19 protein-coding genes and 4 tRNA genes are annotated in these 19,423 nt (G+C 66.2%); 9 read left to right on the top strand and 14 right to left on the bottom strand.

The annotated features are described in order from the left end of the window. Positions 1–49: 49 nt before the first annotated feature. The 10 genes from rplA to ACHQ4I_RS34535 form a co-directional block, all read right to left on the bottom strand. Entirely contained in the window at positions 50–763 is a 714-nt protein-coding gene (gene rplA, locus ACHQ4I_RS34490; protein WP_354960268.1) for a 50S ribosomal protein L1, read from the bottom strand. Positions 764–840: 77 nt separating this feature from the next. Further along, a complete protein-coding gene (gene rplK, locus ACHQ4I_RS34495) occupies positions 841–1,275 on the bottom strand; it encodes a 50S ribosomal protein L11 (protein ID WP_330250592.1) in 435 nt (144 codons plus the stop codon). A gap of 95 nt (positions 1,276–1,370) precedes the next feature. Beyond that, positions 1,371–2,150 carry a transcription termination/antitermination protein NusG gene (gene nusG / locus ACHQ4I_RS34500; RefSeq protein WP_420776604.1) on the bottom strand — a complete coding sequence of 260 codons (780 nt, stop codon included), beginning with the start codon at positions 2,148–2,150 and terminating at the stop codon, positions 1,371–1,373. A gap of 106 nt (positions 2,151–2,256) precedes the next feature. Next, the gene (gene secE, locus ACHQ4I_RS34505; RefSeq protein WP_420776097.1) at positions 2,257–2,640 is read right to left on the bottom strand and encodes a preprotein translocase subunit SecE; all 384 of its coding nucleotides are present in this window, start codon (positions 2,638–2,640) and stop codon (positions 2,257–2,259) included. A gap of 29 nt (positions 2,641–2,669) precedes the next feature. Then, positions 2,670–2,742, bottom strand: a tRNA-Trp gene (locus ACHQ4I_RS34510). 235 nt (positions 2,743–2,977) lie between these two features. After that, positions 2,978–4,045 carry a fused (3R)-hydroxyacyl-ACP dehydratase subunits HadA/HadB gene (locus ACHQ4I_RS34515; protein WP_420776605.1) on the bottom strand — a complete coding sequence of 356 codons (1,068 nt, stop codon included), beginning with the start codon at positions 4,043–4,045 and terminating at the stop codon, positions 2,978–2,980. A 265-nt stretch (positions 4,046–4,310) separates the two neighbouring features. Continuing rightward, positions 4,311–4,481, bottom strand: a complete 171-nt coding sequence (gene rpmG / locus ACHQ4I_RS34520) for a 50S ribosomal protein L33 (RefSeq protein ID WP_011211653.1) — start codon at positions 4,479–4,481, stop codon at positions 4,311–4,313. Positions 4,482–4,524: 43 nt separating this feature from the next. After that, a tRNA-Met gene (locus ACHQ4I_RS34525) sits at positions 4,525–4,600 on the bottom strand. Between the two features lie 74 nt (positions 4,601–4,674). Further along, a tRNA-Thr gene (locus tag ACHQ4I_RS34530) sits at positions 4,675–4,747 on the bottom strand. A 177-nt stretch (positions 4,748–4,924) separates the two neighbouring features. Beyond that, positions 4,925–5,416, bottom strand: coding sequence for a YajQ family cyclic di-GMP-binding protein (locus tag ACHQ4I_RS34535; RefSeq protein ID WP_420776098.1), 492 nt, complete (start codon positions 5,414–5,416; stop codon positions 4,925–4,927). Between the two features lie 202 nt (positions 5,417–5,618). Here ACHQ4I_RS34535 and ACHQ4I_RS34540 point away from each other — a divergent pair. After that, positions 5,619–5,701, top strand: a tRNA-Tyr gene (locus tag ACHQ4I_RS34540). A gap of 82 nt (positions 5,702–5,783) precedes the next feature. Here ACHQ4I_RS34540 and ACHQ4I_RS34545 read toward each other — a convergent pair. Further along, positions 5,784–6,782, bottom strand: a complete 999-nt coding sequence (locus ACHQ4I_RS34545) for a nitroreductase/quinone reductase family protein (RefSeq protein ID WP_420776099.1) — start codon at positions 6,780–6,782, stop codon at positions 5,784–5,786. Between the two features lie 126 nt (positions 6,783–6,908). Between ACHQ4I_RS34545 and ACHQ4I_RS34550 the strand changes: the two genes are divergently transcribed. Further along, the gene (locus tag ACHQ4I_RS34550) at positions 6,909–7,373 is read left to right on the top strand and encodes a MarR family winged helix-turn-helix transcriptional regulator (protein ID WP_420776100.1); all 465 of its coding nucleotides are present in this window, start codon (positions 6,909–6,911) and stop codon (positions 7,371–7,373) included. Positions 7,374–7,400: 27 nt separating this feature from the next. On the opposite strand, the gene htpX is transcribed toward ACHQ4I_RS34550, so the two are convergent. Then, complete coding sequence (gene htpX, locus ACHQ4I_RS34555) at positions 7,401–8,282, bottom strand: zinc metalloprotease HtpX (RefSeq protein ID WP_420776101.1); 882 nt, start codon at positions 8,280–8,282, stop codon at positions 7,401–7,403. A gap of 110 nt (positions 8,283–8,392) precedes the next feature. Then, complete coding sequence (locus ACHQ4I_RS34560) at positions 8,393–9,415, bottom strand: polyprenyl synthetase family protein (RefSeq protein ID WP_420776102.1); 1,023 nt, start codon at positions 9,413–9,415, stop codon at positions 8,393–8,395. 194 nt (positions 9,416–9,609) lie between these two features. On the opposite strand from ACHQ4I_RS34560, the gene ACHQ4I_RS34565 reads away from it, so the two are divergent. From ACHQ4I_RS34565 to ACHQ4I_RS34575, 3 genes are all read left to right on the top strand, one after another. Then, a complete protein-coding gene (locus ACHQ4I_RS34565; protein ID WP_420776103.1) occupies positions 9,610–10,890 on the top strand; it encodes a geranylgeranyl reductase family protein in 1,281 nt (426 codons plus the stop codon). A 1-nt stretch (position 10,891) separates the two neighbouring features. Then, positions 10,892–11,305, top strand: coding sequence for a helix-turn-helix transcriptional regulator (locus tag ACHQ4I_RS34570; RefSeq protein WP_420776104.1), 414 nt, complete (start codon positions 10,892–10,894; stop codon positions 11,303–11,305). Between the two features lie 72 nt (positions 11,306–11,377). Continuing rightward, on the top strand, positions 11,378–11,812 hold the full coding sequence (locus ACHQ4I_RS34575) for a VOC family protein (RefSeq protein ID WP_420776105.1): 435 nt from the start codon (positions 11,378–11,380) through the stop codon (positions 11,810–11,812). 50 nt (positions 11,813–11,862) lie between these two features. Here ACHQ4I_RS34575 and ACHQ4I_RS34580 read toward each other — a convergent pair whose 3' ends face one another. Further along, on the bottom strand, positions 11,863–12,369 hold the full coding sequence (locus ACHQ4I_RS34580) for a DUF2505 domain-containing protein (RefSeq protein WP_420776106.1): 507 nt from the start codon (positions 12,367–12,369) through the stop codon (positions 11,863–11,865). A 40-nt stretch (positions 12,370–12,409) separates the two neighbouring features. On the opposite strand from ACHQ4I_RS34580, the gene ACHQ4I_RS34585 reads away from it, so the two are divergent. The 4 genes from ACHQ4I_RS34585 (at position 12,410) to ACHQ4I_RS34600 (ending at position 19,420) form a co-directional block, all read left to right on the top strand. Next, positions 12,410–12,892: a DUF3592 domain-containing protein gene (locus ACHQ4I_RS34585; RefSeq protein WP_420776107.1), complete on the top strand. Its 483-nt coding sequence runs from the start codon at positions 12,410–12,412 to the stop codon at positions 12,890–12,892. Between the two features lie 93 nt (positions 12,893–12,985). Continuing rightward, entirely contained in the window at positions 12,986–14,128 is a 1,143-nt protein-coding gene (locus ACHQ4I_RS34590; protein WP_420776108.1) for a glycosyltransferase family 4 protein, read from the top strand. Positions 14,129–14,319: 191 nt separating this feature from the next. Beyond that, positions 14,320–15,033: a demethylmenaquinone methyltransferase gene (locus tag ACHQ4I_RS34595; protein WP_420776109.1), complete on the top strand. Its 714-nt coding sequence runs from the start codon at positions 14,320–14,322 to the stop codon at positions 15,031–15,033. 121 nt (positions 15,034–15,154) lie between these two features. Continuing rightward, positions 15,155–19,420 (top strand): bifunctional nitrate reductase/sulfite reductase flavoprotein subunit alpha, encoded by a 4,266-nt coding sequence (locus ACHQ4I_RS34600; RefSeq protein ID WP_420776110.1) that lies wholly within the window; start codon positions 15,155–15,157, stop codon positions 19,418–19,420. Positions 19,421–19,423 lie beyond the last annotated feature (3 nt).

Consider the following 19,423-nt stretch of genomic DNA (forward strand, 5'->3'; position numbering starts at 1 on the left):
CGCGTTCCCGCCCGTGTGGTGTTCAGCTTCCGAAGAGCTGGACTGCTACTTACGCATCCTCGTCGAGGAGGTTGCGGGTGCGGTTCGGGTCCACCGGGATGCCCGGTCCGGTGTTCGTCGAGACCGTCACCTTCTTGACGTAGCGGCCCTTGGCGGTCGACGGCTTGGCACGCAGGATCTCATCCAGCGCGGCGCCGTAGTTCTCCACCAGCTTGGCATCGTCGAAGGACGCCTTGCCGATGACGAAGTGCAGGTTGGCCTGCTTGTCGACGCGGAAGTTGATCTTGCCGCCCTTGATGTCGTTGACGGCCTTGGTCACATCGTTGGTGACCGTGCCCGTCTTCGGGTTCGGCATCAGGCCGCGCGGGCCCAGGACACGCGCGATCCGGCCGACCTTGGCCATCTGGTCCGGGGTGGCGATCGCGGCGTCGAAGTCCAACCAGCCGCCCTGGATCCGCTCGATCAGATCCTCGGCGCCGACGGCGTCCGCACCGGCGGCCTCGGCCTCGGCGGCCTTCTCACCGGCCGCGAACACGATGACGCGGGCGGTCTTACCGGTGCCGTGCGGCAGGTTGACCGTGCCGCGGACCATCTGGTCGGCCTTGCGGGGATCCACGCCGAGACGAACGGCGACCTCGACGGTCGCGTCGGTCTTGGTGGTTGCGGTCTCCTTCGCCAGGCGCGCGGCGGCCAGCGGGGAGTAGAGCTGAGTGCGATCGACCTTCTCGGCCGCGGCGAGATACGCCTTGCTTCGTTTTGCCATGATTGTCTGTCCTTAATGTGGTTCAGAAGTGGTTATCGGGTCTGGCCGACCCTCCCACCGGGATTGCGAGCCTGCGCTCAGCCCTCGACGGTGATGCCCATCGAACGAGCGGTACCCGCGATGATCTTGGCCGCCTGGTCGATGTCCTTGGCGTTCAGATCTTCCTGCTTGGTCTTGGCGATCTCCCGGACCTGGTCCATGGTGACCTTCGCGACCTTGGTCTTGTGCGGCTCGGCCGAACCCTTCTGCACACCGGCGGCCTTGAGCAGCAGCCGAGCAGCGGGCGGGGTCTTCAGCTTGAAGTCGAAGGACCGGTCCTCGTACACCGAGATCTCGACCGGAATGACGTTGCCACGCTGCGACTCGGTCGCGGCGTTGTACGCCTTGCAGAACTCCATGATGTTGACGCCGTGCTGACCGAGCGCGGGGCCGACCGGCGGGGCCGGGTTCGCCTGGCCGGCCTGGATCTGAAGCTTGATGATCCCGGCGAGCTTCTTCTTCTTGGGGGGCATCTTTCTTTCCTAGGGTCTTGGTGTCCTTGCTCTTTGCAAGCCTGGTGTTGCGATCCTCGACCGGGCAGACTCGCCCCGCCGCTGACAGAACCGATCTAGATCTTCGCGACCTGGGTGAACGCCAGCTCGACCGGCGTCTCGCGACCGAAGATCGACACGAGCACCTTGAGCTTCTGCTGCTCGGCGTTGACCTCGGAGATGCTGGCGGGCAGCGTCGCGAACGGGCCGTCCATCACGGTGACCGATTCGCCGACCTCGAAGTCGACCTCGATGACCGGCTTCGGCGCGATATCGGCGGCGGTCGACGCCGCGGCGGCGGCCTCGGCAGCCGGCTTCTTCTGCTGCTGCGCGGCCGGGACCAGGAACTTCACCACATCGTCGATGGAAAGCGGCGACGGGCGCGAGGTGGCGCCGACGAAACCGGTGACGCCGGGGGTGTTGCGCACCGCGCCCCACGACTCGTCGTTCAGTTCCATCCGGACCAGGATGTAGCCGGGCAGCACCTTGCGGTTGACGTGCTTGCGCTGGCCGTTCTTGATCTCGGTGACCTCTTCGGTCGGCACTTCCACCTGGAAGATGTAGTCCTCGAGGTCGAGGTTCTGCACGCGGGTCTCGAGGTTGGCCTTCACCTTGTTCTCGTAACCGGCGTACGAGTGGATCACGTACCAGTCGCCGGGGGCGCGCCGCAGCGCGGCCTTCATCTCGGCGACGGGATCGGCGGGTTCGGCATCGACAGGAGCAGCCTCGACAGCTTCGGCGTCAGCGGCGTCGGAATCGTCGACCACAGCTTCCTCGACGGCCGCGGACTCCTCGACGGTCTCCACCGCGTCGTCGACCGGGAACTCGTCGGTTGTGTCGTTCTCCGGGGTGCTCACTGGGGCACTCGCTTCCTGTGTCGTCACGTACATCCTTTGCGTACCGGGCCGGGGCGCGCTGTAACGCGCCGACCCGAGGTCGGCTACCGGCGTCGGCGGCGATCAGCTAGCCGAACAGCCAGTTGACACCCTTGATGAACGCCAGATCCAACCCGCTGATGAACGCGACCATGAAAATCACGAACACCAGAACAACGCTCGTATAGGTGACCATCTGCTTCCGGTTGGGCCAGATCACCTTGCGCAGTTCCGCGATAACTTCGCGCAGGAACTTGATCAAACGCTTGAACGGGTTACCCGTCTTCTTGCGCTCGGCCCGATCGGTCTTCTTGGTTGCCTTGGCCGTGGGCCGGTCGATTGTGGCGACCGAACCCGAATCGGCATCGCGACTACGCCGGGCGGACCGCTTGCCGCTCGGCCGAGCCACCGCGGCGGTGTCGTCGTCCTCGGCGGCATGCGCGCCGTGACGATTATCCCGCTCGTCGACCACGTCGATCCTTTCGTCGCTGGCATCCAGGGCAGGGGCGACAGGACTTGAACCTGCAACCTGCGGTTTTGGAGACCGCTGCTCTGCCAATTGAGCTACGCCCCTTCGGTTGGACGATTACAGCTGTCCAACCACTGTTTCTGTGTTCAGTTGTCGTTCTTGCTATCTGGTGTCACACAACACGCGCGCCACTCCGGCAGTTGACCGGCCCCGTCGGCGAATCCTCGCGGACTCACCTGGAACCAGCCCTTGCAGAGCAGCGCGCAGCGGCTGGTGACCCCAGAAATCTGAGTGTACGTTACCGCCTGCGGCATTTGCCAATCAGGGCCACCCGACCAGGTCAGGCCAGTTGGACCGTCGCGGTCGCGCGGCCGAAGATCTTCTTGCCCGCCGACTTCGCCACGATGGCGACGACCGCGGTCCGGGTCTCCGGATCCACCGACTTCACCTTACCCGTGAACTCGACCTCGGCGGGCTCCTCGGAGCCGACGTAGACCGGGCTGGTGAAGCGGACGTTGTACTCCTTGACCGCGCCGGGATCGCCGAGCCAGGAGGTGACGAAACCGCCGCCGAGGCCCATGGTGAGCATGCCGTGCGCGACCACGTTGTCCAGGCCGACCAGCTTGACGACCTCGTCGCTCCAGTGGATCGGATTCGCGTCGCCGGAGACGCCCGCGTAATTCACCAGATCGCCTCGGGTCAGCCGGACGGTGCGCGGGGGCAGCTCGGCGCCGACGGTGACGTCGTCGAAGTTGATCGCGTGCTTGGTCGGCGCGATCGCGGGCACCGTGGTCACCGGCGCCGCGGGCACGTCGGTGGCGGCCTGGGTGCGCGGGCGGTGGTAGGGGGCTTCCTCGCCGATGCCGTGCATGAGCACATTGCGGACCGCACCCGTCAGGTTCGGGTCGATATCGCCGCCGCTGCGCCCGATCAGCGTGGTGTAAGTGGTGAGCACCACCTCGCCGTCCTGCGCGGTGACGATGTTCTTGGTGACGATGATGTCGCCGCCGAATGCCTGCCGGAACGAGTGCAGGTAGACATCGCAGACCAGCTGGTCGCCGACCCTGATGGGCCGGTGGAATTCCAGGATCTGATCGGTCTGCATGATCTGGCTCAGGTCGTATCCGGTGACGATCGTCTCGAAGAGCTTGCGCTGGGCCAGCAGTCCGACCAGGGAGATGAAGGTCAGCGGGGCGAGCAGGGTGTCGTAGCCGAACTCCTGGGCGGCATCCTCATCCCAGTGCACCGGGTGATAGTCCTGTACGGCGCGGGCGTACTCACGCACCTTCTCGCGGCCGACCTCGTAGTAGTCGTCGACGCGGTAGTGATGACCGACCATCGCCGCGGCATGCGCCGCGGGGTCGAGCTCTTCTTCCATTGCGACCGCTTCGTCTGTACCGGTGTTGATTGTCACGGGAGGACTGTACCTATCTGACCCCGAACCCGGAGTCGACGAGCGTTCACGACTACGCTGCGCTGGCGCTCAGCTCCGTCGTGACCGCATTGGCGGCTGTGTCGATCGCTTAATCGCTTCGCTCGCAAGCCCCACCGCACTCAGGACCGTGAAACACGTCAGGGCCGGACATCATGTCCGGCCCTCGCAAGTGTCACGACCCGAGAATCCGGGACGAAACCCGGAAGCCAATCAACGCGGCAGCGGCACGCGTGGTGGACTAGCGGGATTCGCGGTGCGCCCGGTGCGTGCCACAGTTCGGGCAGAACTTCTTCAGTTCCAGCCGATCGGGGTCGTTGCGCCGGTTCTTCTTGGTGATGTAGTTGCGGTGCTTGCACTGCTCGCAGGCCAAGGTGATCTTTGGCCGGACATCGGTGGACTTCGCGGCCACGATATTCCTTCTTTCGGGTCAACCAGATGGTCTGATCGGTCTTTGGTAGCGATGGCCGGACTTGAACCGGCGACACAACGATTATGAGTCGTTTGCTCTACCGACTGAGCTACACCGCCACGGGTCGCATTGCCTTGGTGATGCCGCGCCCAACCTTGGAGATGCCGAGTCGGTCACCACCGGCAATCCGGCGAGCCCCCTAACGGAATCGAACCGTTGACCTTTTCCTTACCATGGAAACGCTCTGCCGACTGAGCTAAGGGGGCATGACTAGCTCCGCACCGTGACCTTCGATGTCGACCCCGGCGCGGCGAAGTCTTGAACGAGGTTACACACTCACCGGTCGCAGTTCCAAACCGGGTGGTCAGAGCCGGTTTGCGGCCACTCGTCGAGCGGCCGCCAGCGACTGCTCACAGGTCGCACGAAAGGATCGGCCGCGACGCCTACCGGTAATTGACGAACTGCAGCGCGATGCCGAAGTCCTCGCCCTTCAGCAGTGCGATCACCGCCTGCAGGTCGTCGCGCTTCTTGCTGGAGACGCGTAGTTCCTCGCCCTGGATCTGCGCCTTGACACCCTTGGGGCCCTCGTCGCGGATCTTCTTGGAAATCTTCTTCGCATGCTCGGCGTCGATGCCCTGCACCAGGGTGCCGGTGATTTTGTAGGTCTTTCCCGAGGCCGCGGGCTCACCGGCGTCGAATGCCTTGAGTGAAATATCGCGGCGGATCAGTTTTTCTTTGAATACGTCCAGCGCCGCCTTGACCCGCTCCTCGGCCTCCGCGGTCAGCACGATCTTGTCCTCACCGGACCATTCGATGGTCGCGCCGGTGCCACGGAAGTCGTAGCGGGTGTTCAGCTCCTTCTCCGCCTGATGCAGCGCGTTGTCGACCTCCTGACGGTCGACCTTGCTGACAACGTCGAAAGACGAATCGGCCACACTTCGCTCCTGTCCTGGCGATCCAACGGTCTTGACAGACCCCTTCGAGCGACCCGAGCAGTCGCTGCGGACCGGTCGATCCGGTCACGGTCAGTTCTACCCCGCGGCGCGACCGTAGTCCCGTCGCATGGCCGATAGCCAGCCGGTTTGCGTTATGGGTGCGGGTTCGTTGTAAGCTGCACTGCGCGCCGAGAAGCGTGACGGCAGGTTGCCCGAGCGGCCAATGGGAGCAGACTGTAAATCTGTCGGTGAAAGCCTACGTAGGTTCGAATCCTACACCTGCCACCGAAAACCCCCGTCGATCAGAAATGATCGACGGGGGTTTCTCTTTTCCGCCGCACGAGATCAATTCACGAATGGCCGCGGACTATCGCTGTCGAAGAGTGGCCGGATCGGTCGCATTCAAGGTCGCGACGAGTTCGTCCTCCTCGTAGCGGAAATGCGTTTCCAATTCACCTGCGAGCCGATCGAATTCGACGCGCAGACGGTCGGGATCGGCACTGTCGAGCAGCTGCTGCAACTCGGTCAACGCCGCGGCCACCACACCGTGTTCACGCTGGAGGCGCTCGAGCACCGGAGCCAGTTCGGGATGCTGTCGGGCCAGCGCCGGAAAGACACCGTCCTCGTTGGTGTGATGTTCGTGCAGCGCGCCACAGAATGCGATGCAGTGACTGCGCAGATCGGTTGGCAGACTTGGGATCTCACTCACATCGCGGAGCTGGTCGAGCTGCGCGCGTACCGTCTCGAGATCACGGCGCAGCTGCTCGTGCACGGTGCGCAGATGATCGCCGATGGCGGCGGCGCGCCGCACCGGCTGCTCGGGCGCCACACCGCCGGAACCGATGATCGCGGCAGAGACGCCGGCGACCGCGGTGGCCGCGACCGCCGCGCCGACGATCACGCCACGGCGGCCGATCGCGGGTTGCCGTTCCCGGTGCAGCGCGATCACCGGTATGACGCGCGAGGTACCCGCCTGGTACGCCGCGAACGCCGGATCGCGTTCGGCCTGTTCGGCATAGCACCGATCCCGCTCGGCCCCCTCGAGCACAGCGGCGGTCGCCCGGAAGGTCTCGATACCGTCCGCCACGCCGATCTCCACGGTGACCGCGGGGTTCGCGCGAACGTTGTGGAACCACGCCGGGTGGGTATCGGAGCCGCCGTTCGAACCGAAGATCAGCAGGCGATCGCCGTCTCGGCGATAGACGACCGGCGTGGCGTGCTCGTGGCCGGTTTTCGCGCCGATCGTGGTCAGCAGGATCAGCGGCACACCCTCGAACATCGCGCCGACCCGGCCCGCGTTCGCACGGAACTCCGCGATGATCGCCGCATTGAAATCCGACGCCGAGGTCGGCCGTGGATCGGTCATGTTCGTACGTCCTTCCGGATCACCGGGCAGACCGGCGATCGCTGGTATTAGCCTTGCCAGAGAGATCAGACTTTGCTTTGCAAGCAAAACTACTTTGCATGCAAAGGTTATTTGGAGGTGCCGTAGATGTCAACGGGCGTGCCGGGCATCGGGGTGGAAGAGGGCGTTCGGAGCCTGCTGCTGCTCATGCCGCGGGTGGTGGGGCGGGCCAAGAAGATGCGCGTTCCCGAAGAGCTGCAATCGTTTTCGCTCGCGCCGCGGCATCTGTCATTGCTGGCGAATCTGGTATTCGAGGGGCCGATGACGGTCAACGATCTGGCCGCGCGGCTGGAGGTGGCGCCGACGACCGTCAGCCTGATGGTCGGCGACCTGAGTCGGCAAGGGGTGCTAGAGCGGCGCTCGGACGAGGCCGACCGGCGGCGCACCATCGTCGGTATCGCGGCGGCGCACGAGAAGTCGGTCAATGCGTGGCTCGGCGGCAGTGCGCGGGCGTGGCGGAAGGTGCTCGAGCCGTTGGATGCCCAGCAGCGGCGGATGTTCGTGGAGACGCTGCGGGCCTACGAACAGGAGCTGGCGGCCGAACACGATTGAGCGCCCGGCGATCCCGGCGCTCGCGGATCAGTAGTTGCGGGGGCCGCCCGCCATTTCCTCGAGGCGGGCGATGCGGTCGGCCATCGGGGGGTGGGTGGAGAACAGACGGGCCGCGCGCTCACCGGAACGGAAGGGGTTGGCGATCATCAGGTGCGACTGTGCGGTCAGCTGCGGCTCGGGGGGCAGCGGGGCGGCCTGTACGCCGCGCTCCAGCTTGCGTAGCGCCGAGGCCAGGGCGAGCGGGTCACCGGTCAGCTCGGCGCCGGACTGGTCGGCTTGGTATTCACGGGATCGGGAGACGGCCAGTTTGACCAGGGTCGCGGCAATCGGGCCCAGCAGCGACACCAGGATGACGCCGAGGATATTGGGGCCCTCGCCATCGCGATTGCCGCCGAACATCGATGCGAAGAAGGCCAGGTTGGCCAGGCCGGTGATGACCGCGGCCAGCGCGCCCGCGATCGAGGAAATGAGGATGTCGCGGTTGTAGACGTGCGATAGCTCGTGGCCGAGCACCGCGCGCAACTCGCGCTCGTCGAGGATCTGCAGGATGCCGCTGGTACAACAGACCGCGGCATGACGGGGACTGCGGCCGGTCGCGAAGGCGTTGGGCGCGTTGGTCGGGCTGATGTAGAGCCGCGGCATCGGCTGGCGCGCGGTGGTCGCCAGCTCACGCACGATGCGGTAGATGACCGGAGCCTCCAGCTCGCTGACCGGCTGCGCGTGCATGGCCTTCAACGCGATCTTGTCGCTGTTGAAATAGGCGTAGGCATTCATGCCCACCGCGAGCAGGATCGCAATGAAGAGAATGGTCGGGCTACGGAACATCGCACCGGCTAACACGATCAAGGCCGAGAGGCCGACCATGAGCCCGAATGTCTTCAGCCCATTCGCATACCCGTGCGTGTGCATAGGTCTCCTTGCCCACTCCCCGTTCGTCGAGTGTCTTACGGCAGATCAACGATAGAGATCACGGGCAAAGTTCCGGGTGTGATCCAGTCCGGCGTGCCGGGTGCGAACCGCTAGCCGACGCGTTCGATGGTGTAGCGAACCAGGCGCTCCAGCGCGTCGTTGGCCGGCCCCGAGGGCAACGCCGAGAGTTCGGCATGGGCGATATCGGCGTAGCCCTGCAACTTCTCCTTGGCCAACACCATGCCGCGCGAGTGGGCCAGCAGGGCGAGCGCCTCCTCCACCTCGTCGTCGGTCTCCAGCGGGTGGGCCAGCAGCTTGCGCAGGCGGTCGCCCTCGGCACCCTCGTCGCGCAGCGCGTACAGCACCGGCAGGGTGTGCACGCCCTCGCGCAGATCGGTGCCCGGCGTCTTGCCGGACTGTTCGGCGGCCGAGGAGATGTCGATGATGTCGTCGGAGATCTGGAAGGCGGTGCCGACCGCGTCGCCCAGCCGGGCCAGCCGCTCGACGTGTTCGGCGTCGGCGCCGGAGAAGGTGCCGCCGAAGCGTCCGGCGGCGGCGATCAGCGAGCCGGTCTTCTCCCAGACCACGCGCAGGTAATGCTCCACCGGATCCTGGGATTCGCGCGCGCCCATGGTTTCCCGCATCTGACCGGTGACCAGTTCGGCGAAGGTCTCGGCGATGATCCGCACCGCGTCCGGGCCCAGGGTCGAGGTGAGCCGTGACGCGTGCGCGAAGAGATAGTCGCCCGCGAGGATGGCGATGCTGTTGCCCCAGCGCGAATTCACGCTCGGGGCGCCGCGGCGCATCGGGGCCTCGTCCATAACGTCGTCGTGGTAGAGGGTCGCCAGGTGCACCAGTTCGACGACGGTGCCCGCGGTGATCAGCGCGGGATCGGTCGGACGCGGGCCGAGCTGCCCGGTGAGGATGGTGAACAGCGGGCGGAATCGCTTACCCCCGGCCTTGGCCAGATGCAGCGCCGCCTCCTGCAGGAACAGCTCGCCGTCGGACAGCTCATCGATCAGCAGTTTTTCGACGTCGATGAGCCCGTTGCGCACGGTTGCGGCGAGCTCGGTGTCACCGAGATCGACTCCGGCGACCACCGTGCTCTCATCACTCACAGCCGATGTGCTCATCTCTTCTCCCAGCGATGCGTCCGACCCCACGGTAGAGAACCTAGCGTGTCCCCGCCCCGGGGCCCATGAACACCGTCACTATGCGGTGTATCAGACACTTTCCCACATTGTTTTCCGAGCTCATCGATCGCATGGTGTGCGACACCCCCGGGCGCCGTCGACATGAATGGAACCCTCCTGCAAGTATTGACCGCATGGGTTCACCGGATGTCACACCCGCGGGCGGGGACGGGGAGACGCAGAGCGCGATTCCCACCCGGACCGAAGTCCTCGTGGTCGGCGCCGGTCCGGCCGGTTCGGCCGCCGCCGCATGGGCCGCGCGAGCCGGCCGCGATGTCGTACTCACCGATTCCGCCGTCTTCCCACGCGATAAGACCTGCGGCGATGGACTCACCCCGCGCGCGACGGCCGAATTGGAGAATCTCGGACTCGGCGACTGGCTGCGTGCGCATACCGTGAACCACGGCCTGCGGATGACCGGCTTCGGCCGCGAGGCCCTACTGCCGTGGCCGGGCGGTTCCTTCCCGACGTATGGAAGTGCCGTTCCCCGAACCGAACTCGACGACAAACTGCGTGAGACGGCCGTGAAGTCCGGGGCCAGGATGCTGGACGGCACAAAGGTGATAGATGTCATCCGCGAGGGTGACCGCGTCACCGGTGTGACGGTAAAGACGGCGGCGGGCACCCATGAGATCGGCTGCAAGACACTCGTCGTCGCCGACGGTGTCCGCTCCCCCATCGGCAAACTGCTCGGGCGCACCTGGCATCGGCAGTACGCCTACGGCACCGCGGCCCGCGCCTACATCAAATCCGCGCGCAGCGACGACCAGTGGATCACCTCGCATCTCGAACTGCGCAATGCCGACGGCGAATTGGTGCCCGGCTACGGCTGGGTGTTCCCGCTGGGCAATGGCGAGGTGAATATCGGTGTCGGATCGCTGGCCACCGCGCAGCGGCCCTCGCATATCGCGCTGAAACCGCTGCTGGAGCATTACACCTCATTGCGTCGCGAGGAGTGGCGGTTCGAGGGTTCGCTGCGGGCGGTCGCGTCGGCGCTGCTGCCGATGGGTGGTGCGGTGTCGAATGTCGCGGGGCGCAACTGGGTGCTGATCGGCGACGCCGCGGGGTGTGTGAATCCGCTCAACGGCGAGGGCATCGATTACGGCCTGGAGGGCGGCCACATGCTCGCCGAGCTGCTCGACGAACCGGATCTCACGAAGGTGTGGCCGGAACTGTTGCGGGCCCGCTACGGCCGGACGTTCTCGGTGGCGCGGCGGATCGCCGGACTGGCGACCCATCCGCGGATGGTGCCGCTGGGCGGGCCGCCGGTAATGCGGTCGAAGTACCTGCAGCGCACCGCGGTTCGGGTGATGGGCAATCTGGTCACCGACGAGGATCTGGATCTGACCGCGAGGGCTTGGCGCGCCGCAGGTCGGGCGTCCTACCGTTTCGATGAACTCGCCCCGTTCACCTGAGATGAGTGGATTGCCCGCGCTCTACCTGCTGCCGCATCTGCGGCGGGCGCGGGACCTTGCCGATCGCGACTATGCCCAGCCATTGAATCTGGACGAATTGGCGGCCGCCGCAGGGGTTTCGAAATATCACTTCCTGCGCGCGTTCGCGGCCGTCTACGGGGTGACACCGGCGGCGTATCTGGCGCAGCGGCGGATCGAGCGGGCGCAGGATTTTCTGCGGGCCACCAACCTGACCGTGACCGAGGTCTGCATGCTGGTCGGGTACAGCAGTCTCGGCTCGTTCAGCAGTAAGTTCCGGCAGTTGGTCGGGGTGACGCCGTCGGAGTACCAGACCAAATTCGCCGATGGTGCGCCGCGGATTCCGGGCTGTTATGTATTCATGCACGGGCTTTCGGATCGCAAGCCGCCGAGTTGAGCCGCCGGTGCTACGCACAGGTCAGCAATTTCGGAGAAGCGGCCGAGTCGGTGCGCTTTCTAGCCTTTAGGCATGTCTATTACGAACGTTTCCCTGGTCACCGTGTACGTCACCGACCAGGACGCGGCCAAGCAGTGGTACATCGATAAGCTCGGATTCATCGAGACCAGCGATGTGACCATGGGCGACAATGGGTTCCGCTGGGTCACCGTCGCACATCCCGATCATCCCGAACTCGAGGTCACCTTGATGATTCCGGGACCGCCACTGGATGAGAACCTGGCCGATGCCATCCGCCGGGCACTGGCCAATGGCACCCACGGCGCGCTCGGATTGAAGACCGATAACTGTCAGAAGACCTTCGAGGAGCTGACCGCCAAGGGCGTGGAATTCATCCAGCCGCCCGCGGCACGCCCCTACGGCACCGAGGCGATCATCCGCGACAACTCCGGCAACTGGCTGGTGCTGGTCGAGCCCAAGGAATTCGATCCGCAGGACTTCGCCTGACGAACGGCCCCGACACGCCCCGGCTCTCGCCGGGGCGGTGGGCGGGCGGATCAGGCGTTGGCCTGCGCGGCGAACCACGCCTCGATATGTTTGCGTTCGCTCTCGAGCACCCGATGATGCAGTTGTTCGGCGAGCGGTTCGATTGCGCCGCCGACCAGCGGAACCTTCACCCGCACGGTGCCGACGACCTCGATTTCCGACCCCTCGGCGGTCGGGCGGAGTTCGTAGGTGCCCGACATCTCGCAGGAGATGCCCGCGGTGCCGCCCTCGAAGGTGCCCTTGGCGATCTCGCCGTCCAGTGCCTGCCAACTGTCGGTGCGCGAGAGCACCAGATCGCTCTTGAGCACCTTGCTCACGATGCCGGGAATCTTGTCAGCGCTTGCCTTTTCGGTCATCTGGATGCGGATGGTGTCCGCGCCATCGGGATGCGAGAGGTCGATCGTGGCGGTCGCGGCAGGGGCGAAGCGGGACTGCCAGACGTCGTCATTGGTGAGTGCCCGGTGAAGATCTTCGACCGGGACGGCGTAGGGCACGGTGAAGCTGAATTTTCGGGACATGGGCGCACACGGTAGCGGAGGCGGCAAGTAGCCTGTTGTGGTGTCGGAAACCAGCCAGTCCGAAAGGCGGTCGAACCGCCTGCGGCGGGCCAGGATCGGTGTCCTGACAGCGGCGATAGTTCTCAGCGCCCTGATCGGGCTCTTAGTGCTCGCCGCCTGGCGCAATGACTATCTGATCAGCTCCGACAAGGGTGTGACCTCCGCCGAAGTGCTCTCGGCCGGGCGGCTGCGCTCGGCGGTCACCTATGTGACGCCGGACGGGAAGACACACAATCCGAAGGTCGGCGTGCTGTATCCGACCAATCTCACCGTTGGCGAGCGGATCAATGTGGAATACAGCCGCAGCGATCCGGATCTGGTGCGGGTGGCCGGGCGTGATGTGCGGGTCGCGATTCAGCCCGCGGCATCGGTGATCGTGGTCGTGTGGGCGGTCGCGCTGCCCACGATGTGGATCCTGGCCCGGACCCGACGCCGCACGCCGGGACCCGTGGACCGCGCCAGCGCCGCCGCGAGCGCCGGCTGAGCCGGACCGGGCACCCCGACAGTTCGCCGGATCTTTGCGTATCGGTCACGTCCACGTGACGGCGTGGCGCGGTGCGCGGGTCAACCTGGAATGGTGCGAGTAGCCATCGTTTCGGAGTCGTTCCTGCCGAATATGAACGGCGTCGTCAATTCCGTGCTCCGGGTGCTGGACCACCTGGACCAGCACGGTCACGAGGCGTTGGTGATCGCGCCGGATACGCCGCGCGGGCTGCCCGCCGCCCCGCGCCGCTACGGTCGCTTCCCGGTGCACCTGGTGCCCGCGATGATGGTGCCGAAGGTCAGTTCCCTGCCCGTCGGCCTGCCGCACCCCGGAATCACCGCCGTGATCGACGACTTCGACGCCGATGTGGTGCACCTGGCCTCCCCCTTCCTGCTCGGCGCCGGCGGACTCGGCGCGGCGATGCGATTGGACCTGCCGACGGTGGCGATCTATCAGACCGATGTCGCCGGATTCGCGAAGAGCTATGGGCTCGGGCTGGCCAGCCGGGCGGCGTGGGCCTGGACGCGACGCATCCACGAGGGCGCGACGCGGACGTTGGCGCCCTCGCGTGCGGCCGCCGAGGATCTGGAGCGGCACGGCATTCCGCGGGTGCGCCGGTGGGGGCGCGGGGTCGATATCGCCCGGTTCACACCGTCGGCGAAGCGGGCCGAGCTGCGGGCCGCCTGGTTGCGCGGACAGGACAGGCTGCTGGTGGGCTTCGTCGGTCGGCTGGCTCCGGAGAAGCATGTGGAACGGCTCGCGGTGCTGGCGAGCGATCCGAAGATCCAGCTGGTGATCGTCGGGGACGGGCCGGAGCGGGCCCGCTTGGCGCGGATGATGCCGACCGCGGTGTTCACCGGCGAGCTCGGCGGTGACGAGCTGGCGCAGGCGTACGCGAGTCTGGACGTGATGGTGCACGCGGGCGAGCACGAGACGTTCTGCCAGGGCGTGCAGGAGGCGCTGGCCGCCGGGGTTCCGGTGATCGGGCCGGATGCGGGCGGACCGCGTGATCTGATCGCGCACTGCCGCAACGGATATCTACTACCTGTGGATCGCTTCTCCGAACTACTACCCAGTGCGGTTGCGGCGCTTCGCGATCCCATACTCAGGGCGCGGTTTGCCGGTGCCGCGCGCAAGTCGGTGCTGCATCGGACCTGGCCCGCCATCTGCACCGAATTGATGGGCCACTACGCCGACGTCACCGGCATTCGGATTCAGTTACCGCACACCGCGTGACGTGGTGGCGTGCCGCGGAGAATTTGTGCTGCGCAAAGGCGCGTCCGCGTGTGAGTTTCATGACCTCCGGGCCCCGACTTCGGGCGGGTTTCACCGAAAGAGCAGGTCCGAACAACGGCCGCTCTGATTGTCTGGGTCAGTTCGGCGCGTGAGCCTCGCCGGGCAGGTGTTACGCGCGGTAGGTTCGGGGCGTGGCGAAAACAGAGCAGCGGGAATCGGTTCGGGCCTCGCTGGACAAGCAGCCGCACGAGGTCGCGTCGATGTTCGACGGGGTCGCGAAGCGGTACGACCTGACCAACACCGTCATCTCGATGGGGCAGGACCGATATTGGCGCTGGGCGGTGCGCAAGGCGCTGGCGCCGCGCCCGGGTGAGCGGGTGCTCGACCTCGCCGCGGGCACCGGTGTTTCGACGCTCGACCTGGCGAAGTCCGGCGCTTGGTGTCTGGCGGCCGACTTCTCGCAGGGCATGCTCGCCGCGGGCAAGTTCCGCAATGTGCCGATGGTGGCGGCCGACGCGACCGCGCTGCCCTTCACCGACGATTCGTTCGACGCGGTGACCATCTCCTACGGGCTGCGCAATATCTCCGAAACCGATCAGGCACTGCGCGAGATGCTGCGCGTCACCAAGCCCGGCGGGCGGTTGGTGGTCTGCGAGTTCTCCACGCCGATCGTGCCGGTTTTCAGCACCATTTACATGGAGTACCTGATGAAGGCGCTGCCGAAGGTGGCGCGGGCGGTCAGCAGCAATCCGGATGCCTACGTCTATCTCGCCGAATCCATCCGCGCCTGGCCGAATCAGCGGCAGTTGGCGCTGCGGATCGCGGATGCGGGCTGGTCATCGGTGAAGTGGCGGAATCTGACCGGCGGCATCGTCGCGCTGCATCGCGGTTACAAAATGGGCTGACGCCCTGGTCGCGGCATATTTTCGTGGCGCACGCCACACCTCACACGCCGATTTTCATACGGTGAGGTTATTTGTCACCTGCCGATAACGTTGGGTAAATCCGGCGCAATCGGCGATCAGCATGATCGGTGGCATGACCGATGCAGGAGCCGACCGCGCGAGCACCGCCAGAACGGCGTGCTCGTACTGCGGGGTGGGCTGCGGCATCACCGTCGAGACGCGCGCGGGCGCGGACGGTGCGCCGGTCATCGCCAAGGTGCGCGGCGACAAACTGCATCCGGCGAATGCGGGCAGGCTGTGCACCAAGGGCGCCACACATCTGGAGTTGATGCAGGCGCCGGGACGGATGGAGACCGCGTACCGGCGGCCCGAGCGCGGCCAGGTGCCGGTGCCGATGCCCGTCGACGAGGCGGTGCACGAGGCGGCGACCCGGCTGCGGGCGATCCTGGACGAACACGGACCGGATGCGATCGCGCTGTACGTCTCCGGACAGATGTCACTGGAGGCGCAGTACCTGGCGAACAAGCTGGCCAAGGGGTATCTGCGGACCAAGCACATCGAGGCCAACTCCCGGCTGTGCATGGCCAGCGCGGGGACCGGGTACAAGCAGTCGCTCGGCGCGGACGGGCCGCCCGGATCCTATGACGACTTCGAGCAGGCCGACCTGTTCTTCGTGATCGGCGCGAATATGGCCGACTGCCATCCGATCCTGTATCTGCGCATGATCGACCGGGTCAAGGCGGGCGCGAAGCTGATCGTGGTGGATCCGCGGCGCACCGATACCGCGGCGCGGGCCGACCTGTTCCTGCAGATCACACCGGGCACCGATCTCGCCCTGTTGAACGGGCTGCTGCACTTGCTCGTCGAAAACGGCGATATCGACAAGGATTTCATCGCCGAGCACACCGAGGGATGGGCGGCGATGCCCGAATTCCTCGCCGACTACGCACCGGACAAGGTCGCCGAGATCACCGGACTCGCCGAGGACGATATCCGCACGGCCGCACGCTGGATCGGCGAGGCGGGCGAATGGATGTCGCTGTGGACCATGGGACTCAACCAGTCCACCCACGGCACCTGGAACACCAACGCGCTCTGCAACCTGCACCTGGCCACCGGCGCCATCAGCCGCCCCGGCAGTGGGCCGTTCTCGCTGACCGGTCAGCCGAATGCCATGGGCGGGCGCGAAATGGGCTATATGGGTCCGGGCCTGCCCGGACAGCGCAGCCTTTTCTCCCCTGCCGACCGCGCCTTCGTGGAGCAGGCGTGGGGCATCGAGCCCGGCACGCTGCGCGGTGAAGCCGGCCCCGGCACCATCGAGATGTTCCGCGAGTTGTCCGATGGGCAGATCAAGGCGGCCTGGATCATCAGCACCAATCCCGTTGCCACCGTGGCCAATCGGAAGACCGTCATCGGCGGCCTCGAGGCGGCCGAACTGGTGATCGTGCAGGACGCCTACACCGAGACCGCCACCAACGCCTACGCCGATGTGCTGCTGCCCGCCACGCTGTGGGCCGAAGCCGATGCGGTGATGGTGAATTCCGAGCGCAATGTCACGCTGTTGCAGCGCTCGGTCGACCCGGTCGGCGATGCCCGCCCGGACTGGCTGCTGATCGCGCAGGTCGCCACCGCGATGGGCTTCGAAGGGTTCGACTTCTCCTCCAGCGCGGCGGTTTTCGAAGAGATCAAGCAGTTCGCCAATCCGGCCACCGGATACGACCTGCGTGGCATGAGCTACGACCGCTTGCGCGAAGGACCGATGCAGTGGCCGTGCGCCGAGACGGACCGCGTGCGCAATCCGATCCGCTATCTCAATGATGGTGTCAGCCAGGAGCTTTTCGTCGACGACACCGGGCATCGGCCCCGGCTGGCGTTCCCGACCCCCAGCCGCCGCGCCGTGTTCTGGCCGCGCCCGCATATGGCGCCGCAGGAGATGCCCGACGACGACTACCCGTTCGTGCTGAATACCGGTCGGCTGCAGCATCAGTGGCACACCATGACCAAGACCGGCAAGATCGACAAGCTGACCAAGTTGACGGGGCGGCCGTTCGTCGAGCTGCACCCCGAGGATGCGCAGCGGCTCGGCGTCGAGGCGGGCGATCAGCTGGAAATCGCTTCGCGGCGTGGGCGAGCGGTGCTGCCCGTGCAGGTCAGCGACCGGGTGCGGCCCGGCGACTGCTTCGCGCCGTTCCATTGGAACGACGAGCAGGGCGAATATCTGACGATCAATGCCGTGACGAACGACGCGGTGGATCCGGACTCGCTGCAGCCTGAATACAAGGCGTGCGCGGTGTCGTTGCGGCGGGTCGCGGCGGTGCCGGAGCCGGAGATGTCCGGTGCGCCGAAAGCGGCCGCTACCGGTGCCGCGGCGGCCAGTGGCCTTTCAGCGCCGGCCGACGGTGTACCGGGAATCAATGGTTCGGCGACGCCGCACCCACTGGCGGTCATGCTCGGGCTCGATACGGGCACGGCTCCGACGCTCAGCGACACCGAGCGGATCTATCTCGCCGGATATCTCTCGGCGCTGCAATCCATTCCGGTGACCGGACAGCCGGTGCTCCCCGAGTCCGCCCCGCTCACTCAGTACAGCCGGTTGTGGATCGATGGGCTGCTGGCGGGCATGTACTCGCGCAATGCCGCACCGCAGACCACTCCCGAGCCTGCCGACGAATCACCGGCCCGCCCCGTCACCGTGCTGTGGGCCTCGCAGACCGGCACCGCGGAGGAATTCGCGGCGACGACGGCCGAGCGCCTGGCCGAATGCGGTTACGCCCCGAGGCTGCTCGATATGGACTCGTGTGAACTCGACGAGCTGACCGGCGATGTGCTGGTGATCAGCAGCACCTTCGGCGACGGCGGTCCGCCGGACAATGGCACCGACTTCTGGGAACGACTGAGCGACAGCGTGATCCGGTTGAACCGCATGCGATACGCGGTATTCGCGCTCGGCGACTCCTCCTATGACGACTTCTGCGGGCACGGCCGCAGACTGGACGCGAAGCTGACCGAGCGCGGGGCCACCCGTCTGCTGCCGCGCGTCGACAGCGAACCCGATTACGAACAAGCGGCGGCGCGCTGGCTCGAAGAGGTGCTCACCGCACTCGACGGCGGCCGGGAAAATACTGCGCCCGAGGCGAATCCGAGTGGTCCCCGGCCCGGCGGAACTCGGGCACACGGCAGCGGCGGCGCCACGATGGTCCTGACTCGCACCGCGCCGGCCCTTGGCCGAACCCAGAGCTCCGCCCCGGCGCCGTTCACCCGCAACGCACCGGTGACCGCCCCGCTGGTGCGCAACGAACCGCTCTCGCACATCGGATCGCCGAAGGAAGTGCGCCAGTTCGGATTCGACCTGCACGGACTGGACGTGTCCTACGAGGTCGGCGATTCGCTCGGTGTGTGGCCCGCGAATTGCGATTCGATGGTGGCCGAATGGCTCGGTGCGACCAGGCTGGACGGCCGCCGGGTCATCGAGATCGACGACCAGGAACTGCCGCTCGCCCAGGCCCTGCGCACCCATTACGACATTACGAAGGTCAGCCACGATCTGCTCACCTTCATCGCCGAACGCAATCCGAACAACCGGCTGGCGAAACTGCTGCGCCGCGATAATCGCAATGAACTCGACAACTACCTGTGGGACCGGCAGGCCGTCGATGTGCTGCGCGACTTCCCGGTGCGCGCCGATCTCGTCGAATGGCTCGGCACGCTGAAAAAGCTGCAGCCGCGCCAGTATTCGATCTCCTCCAGCCCGCTGGTCAGCCCCGACGAGGTGCAGCTCACCGTCGGTGTCGTCCGCTACGGCGATCCGGCAGCGACCGGATCGGCGGCCCAGCGCGGCGGGGTGTGCTCGACCTTCCTCGCCGACCGTGCCGACGCCGACGCATCCGCGGTCCCCATCTTCCTGCAGCGCGCACCGCATTTCCGGCCGCCGCTGGACCCGACGGCACCGATGATCATGGTCGGTCCCGGCACCGGCATCGCGCCCTTCCGCGGCTTCCTACAGGAGCGCCGCGCCCTCGGCTGCACCGGTCGCAACTGGCTGTTCTTCGGCGATCAGCATGCCGCGCAGAACTTCTACTACCGCGCCGAATTGGAAGACATGTTCCGCTCCGGCTTCCTCACCCGCCTCGACCTGGCCTTCTCCCGCGACCAGCGCGAGCGAATCTACGTGCAGCACCGGATGATCGAGCACGGTGCGGAGCTGTGGTCCTGGCTGCGCGACGGCGCGCACTTCTATGTGTGCGGCGACGCCGCGCGGATGGCCAAGGATGTCGACGACACCCTGCTGGCCATCGCCAGGATCCACGGCAAGCTCGACGAGGACGGGGCGCTGGCCTTCAAGAAGCAGTTGGTCGCCGAGAAGCGCTACGTCCGCGACGTCTACTGATCC

This window comes from Nocardia nepalensis (genome assembly GCF_048910785.1).
Classification (GTDB): Bacteria; Actinomycetota; Actinomycetes; order Mycobacteriales; family Mycobacteriaceae; genus Nocardia; species Nocardia nepalensis.